This window comes from Streptomyces sp. NPDC090442, assembly GCF_044769405.1.
Lineage (GTDB): Bacteria > Actinomycetota > Actinomycetes > Streptomycetales > Streptomycetaceae > Streptomyces.
Genome location: NZ_JBIVXW010000057.1, coordinates 1 through 14,651 on the forward strand (window position 1 = coordinate 1; position 14,651 = coordinate 14,651).

13 protein-coding genes are annotated in these 14,651 nt (G+C 75.7%); 9 read left to right on the plus strand and 4 right to left on the minus strand.

From position 1 onward, the window contains the following. The first annotated feature begins 487 nt into the window (after window positions 1-487). From ACIQU6_RS31740 to ACIQU6_RS31750, 3 genes are all read left to right on the plus strand, one after another. Entirely contained in the window at window positions 488-1,780 is a 1,293-nt protein-coding gene (locus ACIQU6_RS31740) for an erythromycin esterase family protein (protein ID WP_403485167.1), read from the plus strand. Window positions 1,781-1,902: 122 nt separating this feature from the next. After that, window positions 1,903-2,664 carry a DUF72 domain-containing protein gene (locus tag ACIQU6_RS31745; protein WP_403485168.1) on the plus strand — a complete coding sequence of 254 codons (762 nt, stop codon included), beginning with the start codon at window positions 1,903-1,905 and terminating at the stop codon, window positions 2,662-2,664. Between the two features lie 88 nt (window positions 2,665-2,752). Continuing rightward, window positions 2,753-3,739 carry an LLM class flavin-dependent oxidoreductase gene (locus ACIQU6_RS31750; RefSeq protein WP_403485169.1) on the plus strand — a complete coding sequence of 329 codons (987 nt, stop codon included), beginning with the start codon at window positions 2,753-2,755 and terminating at the stop codon, window positions 3,737-3,739. Window positions 3,740-3,833: 94 nt separating this feature from the next. Here ACIQU6_RS31750 and ACIQU6_RS31755 read toward each other — a convergent pair whose 3' ends face one another. After that, a complete protein-coding gene (locus ACIQU6_RS31755) occupies window positions 3,834-4,157 on the minus strand; it encodes a putative quinol monooxygenase (RefSeq protein ID WP_274911658.1) in 324 nt (107 codons plus the stop codon). Between the two features lie 202 nt (window positions 4,158-4,359). Between ACIQU6_RS31755 and ACIQU6_RS31760 the strand changes: the two genes are divergently transcribed. Continuing rightward, complete coding sequence (locus ACIQU6_RS31760; protein WP_403485170.1) at window positions 4,360-6,048, plus strand: CocE/NonD family hydrolase; 1,689 nt, start codon at window positions 4,360-4,362, stop codon at window positions 6,046-6,048. 21 nt (window positions 6,049-6,069) lie between these two features. On the opposite strand, the gene ACIQU6_RS31765 is transcribed toward ACIQU6_RS31760, so the two are convergent. From ACIQU6_RS31765 to ACIQU6_RS31775, 3 genes are all read right to left on the minus strand, one after another. Continuing rightward, on the minus strand, window positions 6,070-6,810 hold the full coding sequence (locus tag ACIQU6_RS31765; protein ID WP_403485217.1) for an FAD:protein FMN transferase: 741 nt from the start codon (window positions 6,808-6,810) through the stop codon (window positions 6,070-6,072). Window positions 6,811-6,874: 64 nt separating this feature from the next. Continuing rightward, complete coding sequence (locus tag ACIQU6_RS31770) at window positions 6,875-7,297, minus strand: FMN-binding protein (RefSeq protein WP_403485171.1); 423 nt, start codon at window positions 7,295-7,297, stop codon at window positions 6,875-6,877. 46 nt (window positions 7,298-7,343) lie between these two features. Beyond that, complete coding sequence (locus ACIQU6_RS31775; RefSeq protein ID WP_403485172.1) at window positions 7,344-8,705, minus strand: ferric reductase-like transmembrane domain-containing protein; 1,362 nt, start codon at window positions 8,703-8,705, stop codon at window positions 7,344-7,346. A 144-nt stretch (window positions 8,706-8,849) separates the two neighbouring features. On the opposite strand from ACIQU6_RS31775, the gene ACIQU6_RS31780 reads away from it, so the two are divergent. The 5 genes from ACIQU6_RS31780 (at window position 8,850) to ACIQU6_RS31800 (ending at window position 14,558) form a co-directional block, all read left to right on the plus strand. Then, window positions 8,850-9,587, plus strand: a complete 738-nt coding sequence (locus tag ACIQU6_RS31780; protein ID WP_403485173.1) for a response regulator transcription factor — start codon at window positions 8,850-8,852, stop codon at window positions 9,585-9,587. Next, a complete protein-coding gene (locus ACIQU6_RS31785; RefSeq protein WP_403485174.1) occupies window positions 9,584-11,050 on the plus strand; it encodes a sensor histidine kinase in 1,467 nt (488 codons plus the stop codon). Before ACIQU6_RS31780 ends, ACIQU6_RS31785 begins: the two co-directional genes overlap by 4 nt. A 153-nt stretch (window positions 11,051-11,203) precedes the next feature. Then, window positions 11,204-12,118: a universal stress protein gene (locus tag ACIQU6_RS31790; protein ID WP_403485175.1), complete on the plus strand. Its 915-nt coding sequence runs from the start codon at window positions 11,204-11,206 to the stop codon at window positions 12,116-12,118. A 136-nt stretch (window positions 12,119-12,254) separates the two neighbouring features. Next, the gene (locus tag ACIQU6_RS31795; RefSeq protein ID WP_403485176.1) at window positions 12,255-12,917 is read left to right on the plus strand and encodes a CBS domain-containing protein; all 663 of its coding nucleotides are present in this window, start codon (window positions 12,255-12,257) and stop codon (window positions 12,915-12,917) included. 150 nt (window positions 12,918-13,067) lie between these two features. After that, window positions 13,068-14,558 carry an ATP-binding protein gene (locus ACIQU6_RS31800; RefSeq protein ID WP_403485177.1) on the plus strand — a complete coding sequence of 497 codons (1,491 nt, stop codon included), beginning with the start codon at window positions 13,068-13,070 and terminating at the stop codon, window positions 14,556-14,558. The last annotated feature ends 93 nt before the right edge of the window (window positions 14,559-14,651 follow it).

Sequence of the window (14,651 nt, forward strand, 5' to 3'; positions counted from 1 at the left end):
GAGGTCGATACCGACTGCTCGTGCCATGGTCTTCTCCTCGTCTTGCGGCCCGATCCGGGGCGGCGGCGCGGCGGACGGCCGTCCCGAGGGGCGGCGCCCGGCCGTATCCCTCGCAACCCTTCTCACCTGCCGATATCGCGGCCGAGCCGGCTACATCATCTGCATAGAACGTGCCCCGGCGACTGTCAAGGTGCACCTTTTGTCGAGAATGTCCCCCGTGGTGGGGCGGGACCGCCGGCGGGCCTGCGGAAATTCGGGTGCGGTGCCCGGACGGCGGCGGCTACGGTCGTCCGCATGCCGGTACACACTCACTTCCTCTGATCGCCGTCCGCGACGGGCGCGACGCACCGCCGGCCGCACGGCCCGGTGCCGACCGCGCCTGCGCGCTCGCGTCCCCCGGCCCGCCGGCCCACGGACGCGCAACCGTCCCGAACTTCCGTACGCAGAGCAGAGACCTCCGTACGCAGAGCAGAAGTGAGACACCCCCATGCCTGACCAGACCACCCCGCACGCCCCGCTCGCCCCCTGGTTCCGCGCGCACGCCACCGAACTGGCCACGCTCGACCCGCACGCGCCCCTCGACGACCTCCAGGCGCTCCGGGAGATCGCCGACGGCGCCCGGGTCGTCGCCGTGGGCGAGGGTGCCCACTTCGTCGAGGAGTTCTGGCTCGCCCGCCAGCGGGTCGTGCGGTTCCTCGCCGAACGGTGCGGATTCACCGTCCTCGCCCTCGAATTCGGCTTCAGCGAAGCCTTCGCCGTGGACCGCTGGGTGCAGGGGGAGGGCGACGACGAGGGCCTGGCGGAGGTGAGCCGGGCGGCCGCCGAGTGGGGCGCCGGCGACTTCCTGCGCTGGCTGCGCGGGCACCAGCGCGCCGGCGGTCACCCCCTGCGGTTCGCCGGTCTCGACCTCCCCGAGGCCGGTGGCGCGCTGCGGCCGGCCCTGGAGCCGGTCGGCGACTACCTCGGCGCGGCCGACCCCGACGCCCTGCCCCTCCTGGAGACCGCGCTGGAGATCAGCGACCGCTTCTGCGGCGGCTCCGGTGCCTCGGCCGCGCCGGCCTGGGCCCGCCTCGCCCCCGCCGACCAGGACGCGCTGACCGCCGCCCTCGCCCGGCTCCGGCTCCGGCTGCGGGCCACCGAACCGCGGTGCGTGGCGCACGGCGGCCAGGAGCGCTACGACATCGCGCTGCGCCGGGTGGAGGCCGCCGCCCACGCCGACTACCTGTTCCAGGCGATGCACGCCCTGCAGTCCGGCCGCGGCAGCGGCAGCGACCTCGCGGTCCGCGAGGTCTACCTCGCCGAGTCGGTCCGCTGGCATCTGGAGCACAGCGCCCCCGGGACCCGCATCGTGCTCGTCGCGCACAACAACCACATCCAGAAGACCGAGATCTCGTTCGGCGGCGCCTTCAGCGCCCTGCCCATGGGCGGGCACCTGGCGCGCACCCTCGGCGACACCTACCGCACGGTGGCCCTGACCCACACCGCCGACCACGTCCCCGAGATGCTCCCGGACGAGCGCAGCCCGGTCGGCTTCACCCTCGCGGACACGTCCCTGGCGCCCCCGGAGCCCGGCAGCGTCGAGGGCGCCCTCCTGGACGCCGGGCTCGGCGAGCGGACCACCCTCACCGACCTCCGCCGGTCCCCGCGCGGCGCCGACGGGACGCCGCTGCTCGACCGGATCCGCACCCAGAGCGCCAGTGTCGTCACCCAGGTCCCCGCGGCGTTCGACGCGGTCCTGTCCGTCCCGAAGGTGACCCGGGACCCGTCGGTCCGCTTCTGAGCCCGCGGAAGGTGCCGCCCCACCGGGGCGGCACCCGCTGAGGCGGAGGCCCCTGGACGGGCCTCCGCCTCCCGGGCCGCCGACCCGGTACACCGGGCACCGGACGGGGGACGCATCCCGGCATGACCCTCCACCTCGGCACCTCCGGCTGGCAGTACCGCGACTGGCGCGGCGTCCTCTACCCGCCCGAACTGCCGCAGCGACGCTGGCTGGAGGAGTACGCCCGGCACTTCGCCACCGCGGAGAGCAACGCCGCCTTCTACCGGCTGCCCGAGGCCCGGACCTTCGCCGACTGGCGGGACCGGACGCCGCCCGACTTCGTCATCGCCGTCAAGGCCAGCCGCTACCTCACCCACGTCAAGCGGCTCCGCGACCCACAGGAGCCGGTCCGCCGGCTGCTGTCCCGCGCCGGACACCTCGGCCCCCGGCTCGGCCCCGTCCTGCTCCAACTGCCGCCCACGCTGGCCGCGGACGCCCGACTGCTCGACGCCTGCCTGGGCTGCTTCCCCGCCGGCGTCCGGGTCGCCGTCGAACCGCGCCACGCCTCCTGGTGGACCGACCCGATCCGCGCCGTACTGGAGCGCCGCGGCGCCGCCCTGTGCTGGGCGGACCGCGACTCCCGGCCCGTGACGCCGCTGTGGCGCACCACCGACTGGGGCTACCTCCGCCTCCACGCGGGCCGCGCCGATCCCTGGCCGCGCTACGGCCGGCGGGCCCTGGACACCTGGGTGCACCGGATCGCCGACACCTGGCCCGAACGGGCCGACGTCTACGCCTACTTCAACAACGACCCCGGAGGCGCCGCCGTCCTCGACGCCGCCCGCTTCGCCCGCGCCGCCACCGCCGCGGGCCGGGCGGTGACCCGCACCCCGCCGGAGCACTAGCCCACCCGCCAGCGGGCAGGGATACCCCCGCCACCGCACCCCGCGGGCGTTCCGCCACGTGACGGCCCGCGCCGAACGAGAGGACCGGATGACCGCACAACCACCGCTCCGCCTGGGCGTGTTCACCCGCCTCGTGGACGACGCGCCGCCGACCGAGCTCTATGCGCAGGCTCTGGAGCTGCTCACCGCGGCGGAGGAACGGGGCTTCGCCAGCGGCTGGGTCGCCCAGCACCACGCCCGCCAGGACGGCGGACTGCCCTCGCCGCTGGTCTTCCTCGCCGCCGCGGCGGCCCGTACCCGACGCCTCCGGCTCGGCACCGGCATCATCACCCTGCCGCTGGAGGACCCGCTGCGGCTCGCCGAGGACGCTGCGGTGCTCGACACGCTCAGCGGCGGACGCCTGGAACTCGGCCTGGGCACCGGGGGCGGCGCGCTCGTCTCCGCCCTCTTCGGCCGCTCCCCGGCGGACCGCCGGGCCGCCTACGCCGATGGCCTGCGGGTGGTGCGCGATGCCCTGGCCGGCGCGGAGTTGACGCCCGGCGGTCCCGCGCTGTTCCCGCCGGCACCCGGGCTGGCCGACCGGCTGTGGGAGGCCACGTTCGGTGTGCCCGGCGCGGTGCGGGCGGCGGAGCACGGCAACGGACTGCTGCTGGCCCGCACCTCGGTCGGCCCCGTCCCGGGCACCCGCGCGGTGCCGCCCGGCACTCCGCTCGGTGAGGCCCAACTGCCGCTCGTGGAGGCGTACGTGGCGCACTGGAAGCGTCCGGACGCAGCCCCGCGGATCGGGCTGTCCCGGTCCGTCTACGTCGCGCCCACCCGCGCCGAGGCGCGGGCCGACGCCGAGGCCGGATTCGCCCGCCTCGCCGCGCAGGCCGGCCCGGAAGCCGCCCGTGGGGCCCGCAACGACAGTTGCGTCGGCACTCCGGACGAGGTCCTCGCCGCGCTGCGCGCCGACCGCCTGCTGTCCCTCGCCACCGACCTGATCGTCCAGGTGCACCCGGTCGACCCCGGCCCGGACCGGACCCTGCGCTCGCTCCACCTCTTCGCGTCCGAGGTCGCCCCCGGGCTCCGCTGAACCACCGCACGTCGGCGAACCGCCGCGCGGGAACGACGAAGCGGCGGTCCGCCCCGGGGGCGATCCGCCGCTTCGTCAGGTCTGCGCGCGGGCGTCAGCCGATGGCGAGCTCGCCCATCGCGCTCCAGCCCTCGGCACCCGGGATCGTGGTGCTCACGATGTCGGGGGTGCGGCGCAGCAGCGGACGCATCGCCTCCAGGCCGGCACGGAAGTGGTCGGAGTTGACGTGCGCCTCGCCGGCGTCGTCCTGGAACGCCTCGACCAGCACGAAGGTGTTCGGGTCCTCGATGCTGCGCGACCACTCGAACCACAGGTTGCCGGGCTCCTCCCGGGTGGCGCGGGTGAACGCGGCGACCTTCTCGGGCCACTCCTCGACGTGCTCGGGCTTCACGGGAAACTTCACAACGATAAAGATCATCCGGGTACCCTAAACCATTTGCCGCATCCCACGCATATCGCCTCGCGCCCGCCCCCAAGTGGCCGCCGGTGACGGCGCATTACCCGTCGGTAATTTGGCCGATCATGATCTCGTCCGGGGTCGTCGGGCGGCCCTACGCTCCCGATCACCGCACCCTACGGACGCCATCGTGGCGCCGTGGTCAGACCCCCCTGGAGCAGTGATGGCGCGACCCTGCCGTACCGCAGGCACCCCCCTCGGCCGACGACGACGTACGGCAACGTCCCTGTGCGCGGGGGCAGTTGCCCTCGCCCTGGCCGTCGGCGTGCCTGCCGGCCCCGCGGCGGCGGCCGGCAGGGAACGGCCCGCGGCCGCCACCGTCGGCGCGTCCGCCGCCCCGGCCTTCCGCCTGGTCGACATCCCCATGAAGGACGGCACCGTCCTCAAGGCCGACGTCTTCACCCCCGCGCCCGGCACCCCCGGTGCCGACCGCGACGGCCACTACCCGCTGGTCGTCCAGCCGGCCAGCTGGGGGCAGAACGACCTGGAGTACGTGGCCCAGGGCCGGGCGTTGGCCGCCGACGGCTACGTCGCCGTGACGTACACCGTGCGCGGCTTCTGGGCCTCCGGCGGGAAGATCGACGTCGCGGGCCCCAAGGACGTGGGCGACATCTCCTCGGTGATCGACTGGTCCCTCGCGCACACCCCGTCCGACCGTGGCCGCATCGGCATGGTCGGCCTCTCGCTGGGTGGCGGTCTGACGCTGATGGGCGCGGCCGCCGACCCGCGGGTCAAGGCGGTCGCCTCGCTCAGCGGTTGGGCGGACCTGACCGACGCGCTCTACAGCGGCCGCACCCGGCACCTCCAGGCCGCCGGCCTGCTCGCCGCCATCCAGATCCCCACCGGCCGCCGCAGCCCGGAGTTCTCCCGGACGCTGTCCGACCTCTTCGCCGACCGCGACATGGCCCGCGTCGTCCAGTGGGCGCACACACGCTCCCCGGCCACCTACGTGGACCGCATCAACGCCCACGGCACCGCCGTCTTCCTCGCCAACGCCTGGGGCGACAGCATCTTCAACCCCGGCCAGATGACCGACTTCTACCAGCGGCTGACGGTTCCCAAGCGGCTCGAACTGCGCCCCGGCGACCACGCCACCCAGGAGTTGACCAGCCTGCTCGGCCTGCCCAACGCCACCTGGAGCAGCGCCCGCCACTGGCTCGACCGCTACCTCAAGGGCGCCGCCCCGACCCCCGCCACCCGCGAAGGAGTGCAGCTGAAGGTCCGACCGACCGGCGGCCAGGAGGACTATCCCGACTGGCAGTCCGTCAACTCCCGTACGGAACACCTGTCGTTGGGCCGTCCCGACGCCCACGGCACCGGCACGCTCGCCACCGGCGCCGCCCCGACCGGCTGGACGCGTCAGGTGGCCGGCGGCACCGACTCGGGCGCCGACGGTGGCATCGCCGAGCTCTCCGGCGCCCTCGACCAGGTCGTCGGCCTGCCGCCCACCGTCGCCGTCCCGCTGCTGCCCCGCCGCTCCGCCGCGGTCTGGCAGTCGTCGCCCTACGCGACGGCCCAACACCTGCGCGGCGCCGCCCACTTGCGCACCACCGTCACCGCCTCCGCCCCCCAGGGCACCGCCTTCGCCTACCTCTACGACGTCAACGCGCTCGGCATCGGCAAGCTGATCTCCCACGCGCCCCAGAGCTGGACCGGCGCCCAGCCCGGCCGCCCCGTCCCCCTCGACGTCACCCTCTTCCCCACCGCCTACGACGTCCCCGCCGGCCACCGCCTGGCCCTGGTCCTGGACACCGCGGACCCGCTCTACGGGGGCCGCACCCCGCGCGGCAGCACCGTGGCCTTCGGCTCCCCGGCGAACGCCCCGGCCGAGCTGACGGTGCCGCTGCGGTGAGCGCCACCGCCCGCGCCGCGGTCAGGGGCCGGTGAGCACCGGCGTGCCCCACTGGGGGAAGCCCGTGGTGTGCCACGACCCGCCGTCCCGGGTGACCGCCAACGCCTCGTGACCGGGCAGGGATTCCAACCAGTCGGCTGCCTTCGCGTCCATCGCGAAGGCAGCCGTGGCGTAGGCGTCGGTCGTGGTCAGCCGGCGGCCGACGACGGTCACGGCGACGGGCCCGCGGGCCGGGGCCCGGGTGTGCGGGTCCAGGATGTGCGGGCCGCGCTCCGCGGTGCCGGAGGTGGCCACGGCCAGGTCGTAGCCGGTGACGACCGCGCACAGGGCGTCCGCGCGCAGCGGATGGGCGAGACCGATCCGCCAGGGCATCCCGGGCGCCGCGCCGCCGAAGCACTGGAGGTCGCCGCCTCCGTTGACGCACACGTGCCGCGCGCCCGCGGCCCGGAGCCGTTCCGCGGCCCGCTCCACCGCCCACCCCTTGACCAGGCCCGAGGGGTCGAGGACGCCGCCGGCGACCGCACTGAACCAGCCACCCGTGGCGCGCCGCGCCGCCTCGCACCGGGTGAGGACCTCGCGCACCTCCGCCGAGCAGTCCTCGGGCCGCGCGGCGCCGCGGGCCAGGCGGCTCACCACGCTGTCCGGGCGGTAGGGCGAGAAGACCCGGTCGACGTGGTGCAGCCAGGCCACCGTGTCCTCCAACGCGGCCGCCACGCCCGGCAATACGGGGGCGCGGACGTCGAAGGAGAACACCGTCCCCATCACGTGCTCGACGTGCCGCAGCCCGGTGTCCCGCTGCTCCGGCGCCCGTCCGGGCCGCGCGCGGTCAGGCACCGGCCCGGTCCAACGCGCTCTGGAGCGACCGGACATAGCCCGCGCTGGTGTAGCTGGCGCCGGACACCGCGTCGATCGCGGCACCGTGGACGCTCAGCGCCTCCTGGGTCAGCCGGGGCACCGCGTAGGCGGCGATCTCCTGGTCGCGCCCGCTGTCGGAGGGCACCTGGAGCACCTTCACGGCCGTCAACCGGCCGCCCTTGACCGTGGCGGCGACCTGCACGGTCCCGTAGCGGGTGGGGACCGGTGCCCCGGTGTAGGTGCCGTCGGTGGGCCGGCCGCCGGGGTGCCGGGTGGAGGCCGGGGACGGGGCCGCGGCGACCGCCGGCAGGCCGGGCGGCTGGTGCGGTTTGAGCGACAGCAGCAGGACGACCAGCGCACCGGTGGACGCGGTGGTGAGGACGGCTCGGCGCACGTGGGGCTCCTTGCGGACGGGGATCGGGACGGGACGCACCAAGGCGTCAGAAGTCGAAGGACTCGTGGTGGACGCGGTGCCGCGGCACGCCGGCGGCCCGCAGGGCGCGGCGCGCGGCCTCGGTCATGCCGGGCGGCCCGCAGACGTAGACGTCGTGCGCCGCCAGGTCCGGTACCAGCCGGCCGAGGGCGCGGGCCGTCAACGGCCAGGTGGCGCCGTCGGGTTGGCTGACGGAGTAGTGCACCACCGCGCCGCGGGCGGCGGCGATCGCGTCGAGCTCCCCGCGGAGCGCGAGGTCCTCGGGGCGGCGGGCCCGATAGAGCAGGGTGACCTCGCCGGGGAGGGTCTCGAAGAGCGCGCGCAGCGGGGTGATGCCGACGCCGCCCGCCAGCAGCAGCACCTTCGGGGCGCTGCGCCGCGCCGCGGTGAACGCGCCGTAGGGACCCTCCGCCCAGACCCGGGTACCGGGCCGGAGCCGGGCCAGCGCCGCGCTGTGGCCGCCGGCCGCCTTCACCGTGATCCGCAGCCGGTCGGGGTGCGGGGGTGCCGACAGGGAGTAGGGCGTGGCGGTCCACCACAGCCCGGGCGCCAGGAACCGCCAGCGGAAGAACTGCCCGGGCTCGGCCCCCAGGTCCGACAGGCGCCGCCCGGTGAGGTGCACCGAGAACACCCCCGGCGCCTCCGGGCGGACCTCCGCCACCCGGAGCCGGTGGCGCAGCGCCCGCCGCAGCGGGAGCAGGAAGCGGTACCACGCCACCAGGGCCGCCACCCCGAGGTACAGCGCGTACCAGGCCAGCTGCGCGGCCCGGTTGCCCACGAAGTCCGCCCCGTTGGAGAGCTGGTGCCCGAAGGTGAGGAACAGCGCCGCGTAGGTGAGGCAGTGCAGGTAGTGCCAGGTCTCGTAGCTCAGCCGGCGGCGGGCGGCCCGCGCGGAGAGCAGGCCGGTGCCGACCAGCAGCAGGAACCCCACGGTGGCCTTGAGCATGTCCGGGTAGTGCAGCACGAGGGTGGCGGTCTCCTGGAGCACCCCGCTGTGCACGGTGAGCGAGGAACCCCAGACGATCAGCAGGGTGTGGGCCAGCGCCAGGCCGACGGCGTACCGCCCGCCCCTCGCGTGCCAACGGGCCAGCTGGTCGGTACCGACGGTGTGGTCCAGCAGCGGCACCCGTGCCATCAGCGCGACCAGCACCGCACAGGCGTATCCGGCCAACAGCCCGGTGATCCGGCCGGCGCCGGTCACCCAGCCCGCCGGCCCGGTCACCGACGCGGTGTCCGCCCACCACAGGCCCAGGACACCGGCCGCGCCCGCCCAGACGGCGAGCTGCGCCAGCAGCGGGGCCACGACGGCCGGCGGGCGCCCGGGCCGGCGCTTCGGGGCGTCGGTGCGGGGAGGGGCGAGGACACTCATGGGGCTCCGTTTCCGAGGGGCCGCCAGCGTGTCAGCGGAACTTCTGAGGAACCTCTGAGCGGCGGCCCGGCCCCCGGATTCACAGGAAACTCAGAGGCCCTCGGACACCAGGTGCACAGCGGGGCGGGGGATGCTGGACGCACGATGACGAACCACCGCACCACCCCCGCCCGCCTCGACACCGCCGACGGCTCGCCGGTCCGGGTCCTGGTGATCGACGACGAACCGGACCTGACCGAGGTCCTCTCCGGCGCCCTGGCGGACGAGGGCTGGGAGGTCCGCACCGCGCCCGACGGCGGCACCGCGCTCGCCACCGCCCGGTCCTTCCGCCCGCACGCCGTCGTCCTCGACTGGATGCTGCCGGACACCGACGGCCTCCAACTCCTGCGCCTGCTGCGCCGGGAAGTGGAGACCGTCTGCGTGCTGTTCCTGACCGCCCGGGACTCCGTCGAGGACCGGATCGCCGGCATCACCGCCGGCGGCGACGACTACGTCACCAAGCCGTTCAGCCTGGAAGAGGTCATCGCCCGGCTGCGCGGACTGCTGCGCCGGGCCGGCATGGCCCGGGAGCCGGCCGGGGACCGGCTGGTCGTCGGGGACCTCGTCATGGACGAGGAGGCCCGGGAGGTGTTCCGCGGCGCCGACCTCGTCGAGCTGTCCCGCACCGAGTTCGAACTGCTCCGCTTCCTGATGCGCAACCCGCGGCGGGTGCTGTCCAAGGCCCAGATCCTCGACCGGGTCTGGTCCTACGACTTCGGCGGCCGGGCCCATGTCGTCGAGCTCTACATCAGCTACCTGCGGAAGAAGATCGACGCCGGCCGACCAGCCATGATCCACACCGTGCGCGGCGTCGGCTACGTCCTCAAGCCCGACCCCGCATGAGGGCGCCGCTCCCGCGCAGCCTGCGCGGCCAGCTCACCGCCGGGCTCGTCGCGCTCCTCGCGCTCGCCTGCGCCGCCGTCGGCGTCACCACCGTGCTCGCCCTGCGGGGGTTCCTCGTGGGGCGCCTGGACCAGCAACTGACCGCCTCCGCCGGCCGGTTCGCCGCCAGCCTGGAACACGAGGCGAAGCCCGACGCCGACAACCAGCCCGACACCCGGGGCCAGGCCAACGGCACCTTCGGGGCGCGGCTGCTGCGCGGCGCCCCCACGCAGGCCGCCGTCGTGCGGCAGACCAACGACGCCCGGGTGCCGCTCACCGCCCACGACCGCAGGGCCCTGGCCGCACTGCCGACCGACGGCACCGGGCGCACCGTCCGCCTCTCCGCGGTCGGCACCTACCGGCTCAACGCGGTGGCCGGGGACGACGGCGACATCCTGGTCACCGGGCTGCCGATGCACCCGGTGGAGGAGACCGTGCACCGGCTGGAAGCGGTGGAGGCGGCCGTCTTCGGCGGGGCACTCCTGGCCACGGGCGTGGTCGGGGCGCTGTGGGTGCGGCTGTCCCTGCGCCCACTGCGGCGGGTGACCGCCACCGCGGCCGGAGTGGCGGAACTGCCGCTCGCCAGTGGGGAGGTGGCCATGCCGGCGCCGGTGCCGGTCGTCGACCCGCGGACCGAGGTCGGCCGGGTCGGCACCGCCCTGAACCGGATGCTCGGCCACGTCGGCAACGCCCTGGAACGCCGCCAGGCCAGCGAGGAGCGGCTGCGCCAGTTCGCCGCCGACGCCAGCCACGAACTGCGCACCCCGGTGGCCAACGTCCGCGGCCACGCCGAACTCGCCCTCCGCCACCGCGGCCCGGTGCCCGGCGAGGTCCGGCACGCGCTGGAGCGCATCAACGCGGAATCGGAGCGGATGAGCCGCCTGGTCGACGACCTGCTGCTGCTCGCCCGGCTCGACGCCGGCCGCGCCCTGGAGCGGACGCCGGTCGACCTGACCCGCCTGGTCCTGGTCGCGACGGACGACGCCCGGGCGGCCGGCCCCGACCACCGCTGGCTGCTGGACCTGCCCGAGACGGCGGTGACGGTCATCGGCGACGAGCACCGGCTGCACCAGGTCCTCGGCAACCTCCTGGCCAACGCCCGGACCCACACCCCCGCCGGAACCGCCGTCACGGTACGCCTGCGGGCCGCCTCCGGGACCGTACGGCTGACCGTCGTCGACGACGGCCCGGGGGTCCCGGACGAGCTCCGGTCCGAGGTCTTCGGCCGGTTCGTCCGCGCCGACCACGGCCGCTCCCGCGCCGCCGGCGGCACCGGACTGGGCCTGGCCATCGTGCACGCGGTGGTCACCGCGCACCGCGGCACGGTCGAACTGGCCAGCCGACCCGGGCGGACGGCGTTCACGGTCACCCTGCCGGAGAGCTCCCCGACCGAGGGGCCGCAGGCGGCTCCGGCCGACGGATGACGGCCCCCGCAGACCCGGGGCATGCGGCCCCGACCCGGTGACCTTCGGCCCACTGGCCAGGCCGGACGCGGGCGCGCAGGCTCGATAGCGCGGGGCCGGTGCCCCGGTCCGCGGGGCGAGGGCGTCGCCCACCGTTCGCGTCGAGGGACAGCCATGGAGCCGGAGATCATCACCGTCGGGCTCGACGGCTCGGCCGAGAGCCTGGTCGCGGCCCGGTGGGCCGCCGACGAGGCCCACCGGCGGGGAGCCGTACTCCGGCTGTTGCACGCCTGGATCCTGCTGGCCGCCCAGGCACCGGACACCGCCCCCGAGCGGGACCAGAACGTCTACGCCCGCCGGGTCGTCCACGCCGCCACGGACGCGGTCCGGGCCCGCCACCCGCACCTGCGGATCATCGAGGACCTCGTCGGGGACGAGCCGGAGTCGGCGCTGCTGCGGGCCGCCGAGGAGTCCCGGCTGCTGGTCCTGGGCTCCCGGGCCCTGTCGGCCTGGAAGAGCTTCGTCCTCGGTGACATCAGCCTGAGCGTGGTGGCGCGGGCCGAGGGCCCGGTCGTCCTCGTCCGGGCCGATGCGCCGGGGATGCCGGACGGCCCGCGGACGCCGGGCGGGGAACCGCCGGACCCAGCGGAGACGGCGGTCGCCGGACCGCGGGTCGTGGTCGGGGTCAGCCTCGGCGGGCCGGCCCGCCGGCTGCTGGAGTTCGCCTTCGACGCCGCGGCCGGCCGCGGGGTCCTGCTCCAGGTGGTGCACGGCCGCCCGTTCCCGGTGCAGGTCTATACCCCCTGGGGCGTCGACCCGGACGCCGCGGCCGAGGTGACCACGGCCGCGGAGAACGAGTTGCGGGTCGCCCTCGACCCCTGGCGGGCGCGGTACCCCGACGTGCCGGTGCAGCGGACCCTGCTGTCGGACAGCCCGGCCCGGGCCGTCGTCGAGGCCGCGCACGGGGCGGGGCTCCTGGTGGTCGGCCGCCGGCGGCAGCGACGACGGCCCGCGCCCCGCATCGGCCCCGTCGCCCATGCCGCCGTCCACCATGTGACCTGCCCCGTTGCCGTCGTTCCGCACGACTAGCCGGGGCGCCGCTTCGTCGTCGCACCCGGATCCCGTGCGCCGTTCGGCGGCCCGACGCGGGATCATGAAGACAGGACTCCGGTCGAAACCGGCCGGGGCCGACCGAACCAGGCACATCCGGAGGTAGTGGCCCACCATGAGGCACCGCAGAGTGGCCGACCTGATGACCCCCAACGCCGTCACCGTCCAGCGCGGCACCCTCTTCCGGGAGATCGCGCGGCTGCTCGACGAGTACGACATCACCGCCGTACCGGTCGTCGACGACGACGGGCGGCCGGTGGGCGTGGTCTCCGAAGCCGACCTGCTGCGCAGGCAGCTCTCCAAGGCCGGCGCCGCCACCGCCGAGGCGATCATGACCAGCCCGGCCGTGGTGGCGCGGCCGGAGTGGAGCGTGGTCGAGGCGGCCCGGACGATGGAGCAGCGCAAGGTCAAGCGGCTCCCCGTCGTCGACGAGGGGGAGCGGCTGATCGGCGTGATCAGCCGCAGCGACCTCGTCCAGCTCTTCCTGCGCCGGGACCGGGCGATCCAGGAGGAGATCCTGGAGGAGGTGCTGACCCGCACGCTCGGCGTCTCACCGTCCGCGGTCACGGTCGACGTCGCCGACGGCACCGTGACCCTCACCGGCACCCTGGAGCGCAGGAGCCTGCTCCCGATCGCGGTCCGACTCTGCGAGAACGTGGACGGCGTCATCGAGGTGGTCGACCGGCTCACGTACGCGCGCGACGACGCCGCCGGGGACGGCGGCGCGCCCGACGCCACCCCCGCCCGACCCGGGCAGCCGGCCCCGGAACCGGGCTGATCGGCAGCGCCGGAGCGCGGTGCCCCGTACGGCCCACCGGGGCGGACAGCGGCCGGACGCCGGAGGTGTACTTGACCCACAGCGACCCGTACGGACAGCAAGGTCGGCCGCCGGCCGCCGCCGGCGGCCCGTAACGAGGGGAGCGGGCCCGTGTCGCCATCGGATGCCACGACCCTGCCGGCCCGGCCCGACCGGATCTTCGACCGCGCCGAAGAGTGGACGGACCTCGCGCGCTTCGTCTGCGACCCCCGCCCCGGGACCACCCTCGCGCTGGTCTCGGGGCAGCGCCGCCAGGGCAAGACCGTGCTGCTGGAGGCGCTCAGCCAGGCCACCGGCGGCTTCTACTTCGACGGGCAGGCGGCCGCCGAGGCGGAGTCCCTGCGGCGCCTGGCGGAGCGGTTCGCCGAGCACACCGGGGCCGACCGGCCGCCGCACTGGCACCACTGGGACGAGGCCGCCGAGGCACTGCTCGCGCTGGGCGACGAGCGCCCCACCGCGGTGATCATCGACGACTTCCCCGAACTCGTCGGACACAGCCCCGCGCTCTCCTCGCTCCTGCACGGCGCCTTCCTCCGCGTGCACCAGGAGCGCCCGCACAACCGCGCCCGCCTGATCCTCAGCGGCGCCAGCCCCGCCGTCATCCGCCGGCTGTTCGCCGGCCCCTCCTCGCTGCACGGCCTGGCCTCCCTGGAGGTGGCGGTGCGGCCGTTCGGCTTCCGCAAGGCGGCCCGCTTCTGGGGCATCCGGGCGCCCCGGCTCGCCGTGCAGGTGCACGCCGTCGTCGGCGGCACCCCCGCCTACCGCGGCGACCTGGTCTGCGACGACGCCCCCGCCGGCCCGGACGACTTCGACGCCTGGATCTGTCGGACCGTCCTCAACCCCCGGGTGCCGCTGTTCTGGGAGGCCCGCCACCTGCTGGAGCAGGAGGGCGACTACGCGGACCGCGCGCTGTGCCACTCCGTCCTGGTAGCCATCGCCGGCGGCCGTTCCACCCCCGGCGGGATCGCCGACCGCCTCGGCGCCTCGCTCCACGACGTCTCCCACGTCCTGGCCGCGATGCGCCACCACGGACTGCTGCACGACGAGGCGGACGCGTTCCGGCCCGGGCTGACCCGCTACCGCATCGCCGAACCGCTGCTCGCCTTCGAGCACGCCATCGCCTGGCCGCACCGCGCGGCGCTGGAGCAGGAGGAGACGGCCGAGGTGTGGCGCCGGATCCGCCCGGACTTCGACGCCACGGTGGCCGCCCCGCACTTCGCCCAGCTCTGCCGGGAGTGGGTCACCCGGTACGCCGCCTGGGACACCTTCGGCGGCGCGGTGCACACGGCCGTCCGCGGGACCGTCCCCGACCCGGAGGGGGACACCCGGCTCGACGCCGAGGTCGTCGTCCGGGGCACCGCCGACGGGCGGCCCGGCGCGCTGCTCTCGGTCGGGCTGGTCCGCTGGAACGAGGCCATGGACGTCCCGCACCTGGCCCGGCTGCGCCGGATCCTCGCCCTGGTCACCGCGGCCGGAGAGGACACCGGCCGGACCGTGCTCACCTGCTACAGCGGCGTCGGCTTCGGCCCGGAGCTGCGCGCCGCCGAGGCCAAGGGCGAGGTCCTGCTGGTCGGCGCGGACCGGCTCTACCACGGCGAGTGAGCTCGCATACCTGACGTACCGTCAGCGTCCCGGGGCCCGTCCGAGTCGCGCCGGCCCGCCGGTGGTGGCCAGCATGGAAACAGCAGGAGCGTT

What these genes read in the sequence shown, in the direction of transcription:
- ACIQU6_RS31740 (WP_403485167.1), top strand. Translation starts at nt 488, where the DNA reads ATGCCTGACCAGACCACCCCGCACGCCCCGCTCGCCCCCTGGTTCCGC.
- ACIQU6_RS31745 (WP_403485168.1), top strand. Translation starts at nt 1,903, where the DNA reads ATGACCCTCCACCTCGGCACCTCCGGCTGGCAGTACCGCGACTGGCGC.
- ACIQU6_RS31750 (WP_403485169.1), top strand. Translation starts at nt 2,753, where the DNA reads ATGACCGCACAACCACCGCTCCGCCTGGGCGTGTTCACCCGCCTCGTG.
- ACIQU6_RS31755 (WP_274911658.1), bottom strand. Translation starts at nt 4,157, where the DNA reads ATGATCTTTATCGTTGTGAAGTTTCCCGTGAAGCCCGAGCACGTCGAG.
- ACIQU6_RS31760 (WP_403485170.1), top strand. Translation starts at nt 4,360, where the DNA reads ATGGCGCGACCCTGCCGTACCGCAGGCACCCCCCTCGGCCGACGACGA.
- ACIQU6_RS31765 (WP_403485217.1), bottom strand. Translation starts at nt 6,810, where the DNA reads ATGGGGACGGTGTTCTCCTTCGACGTCCGCGCCCCCGTATTGCCGGGC.
- ACIQU6_RS31775 (WP_403485172.1), bottom strand. Translation starts at nt 8,705, where the DNA reads ATGAGTGTCCTCGCCCCTCCCCGCACCGACGCCCCGAAGCGCCGGCCC.
- ACIQU6_RS31780 (WP_403485173.1), top strand. Translation starts at nt 8,850, where the DNA reads ATGACGAACCACCGCACCACCCCCGCCCGCCTCGACACCGCCGACGGC.
- ACIQU6_RS31785 (WP_403485174.1), top strand. Translation starts at nt 9,584, where the DNA reads ATGAGGGCGCCGCTCCCGCGCAGCCTGCGCGGCCAGCTCACCGCCGGG.
- ACIQU6_RS31790 (WP_403485175.1), top strand. Translation starts at nt 11,204, where the DNA reads ATGGAGCCGGAGATCATCACCGTCGGGCTCGACGGCTCGGCCGAGAGC.
- ACIQU6_RS31795 (WP_403485176.1), top strand. Translation starts at nt 12,255, where the DNA reads ATGAGGCACCGCAGAGTGGCCGACCTGATGACCCCCAACGCCGTCACC.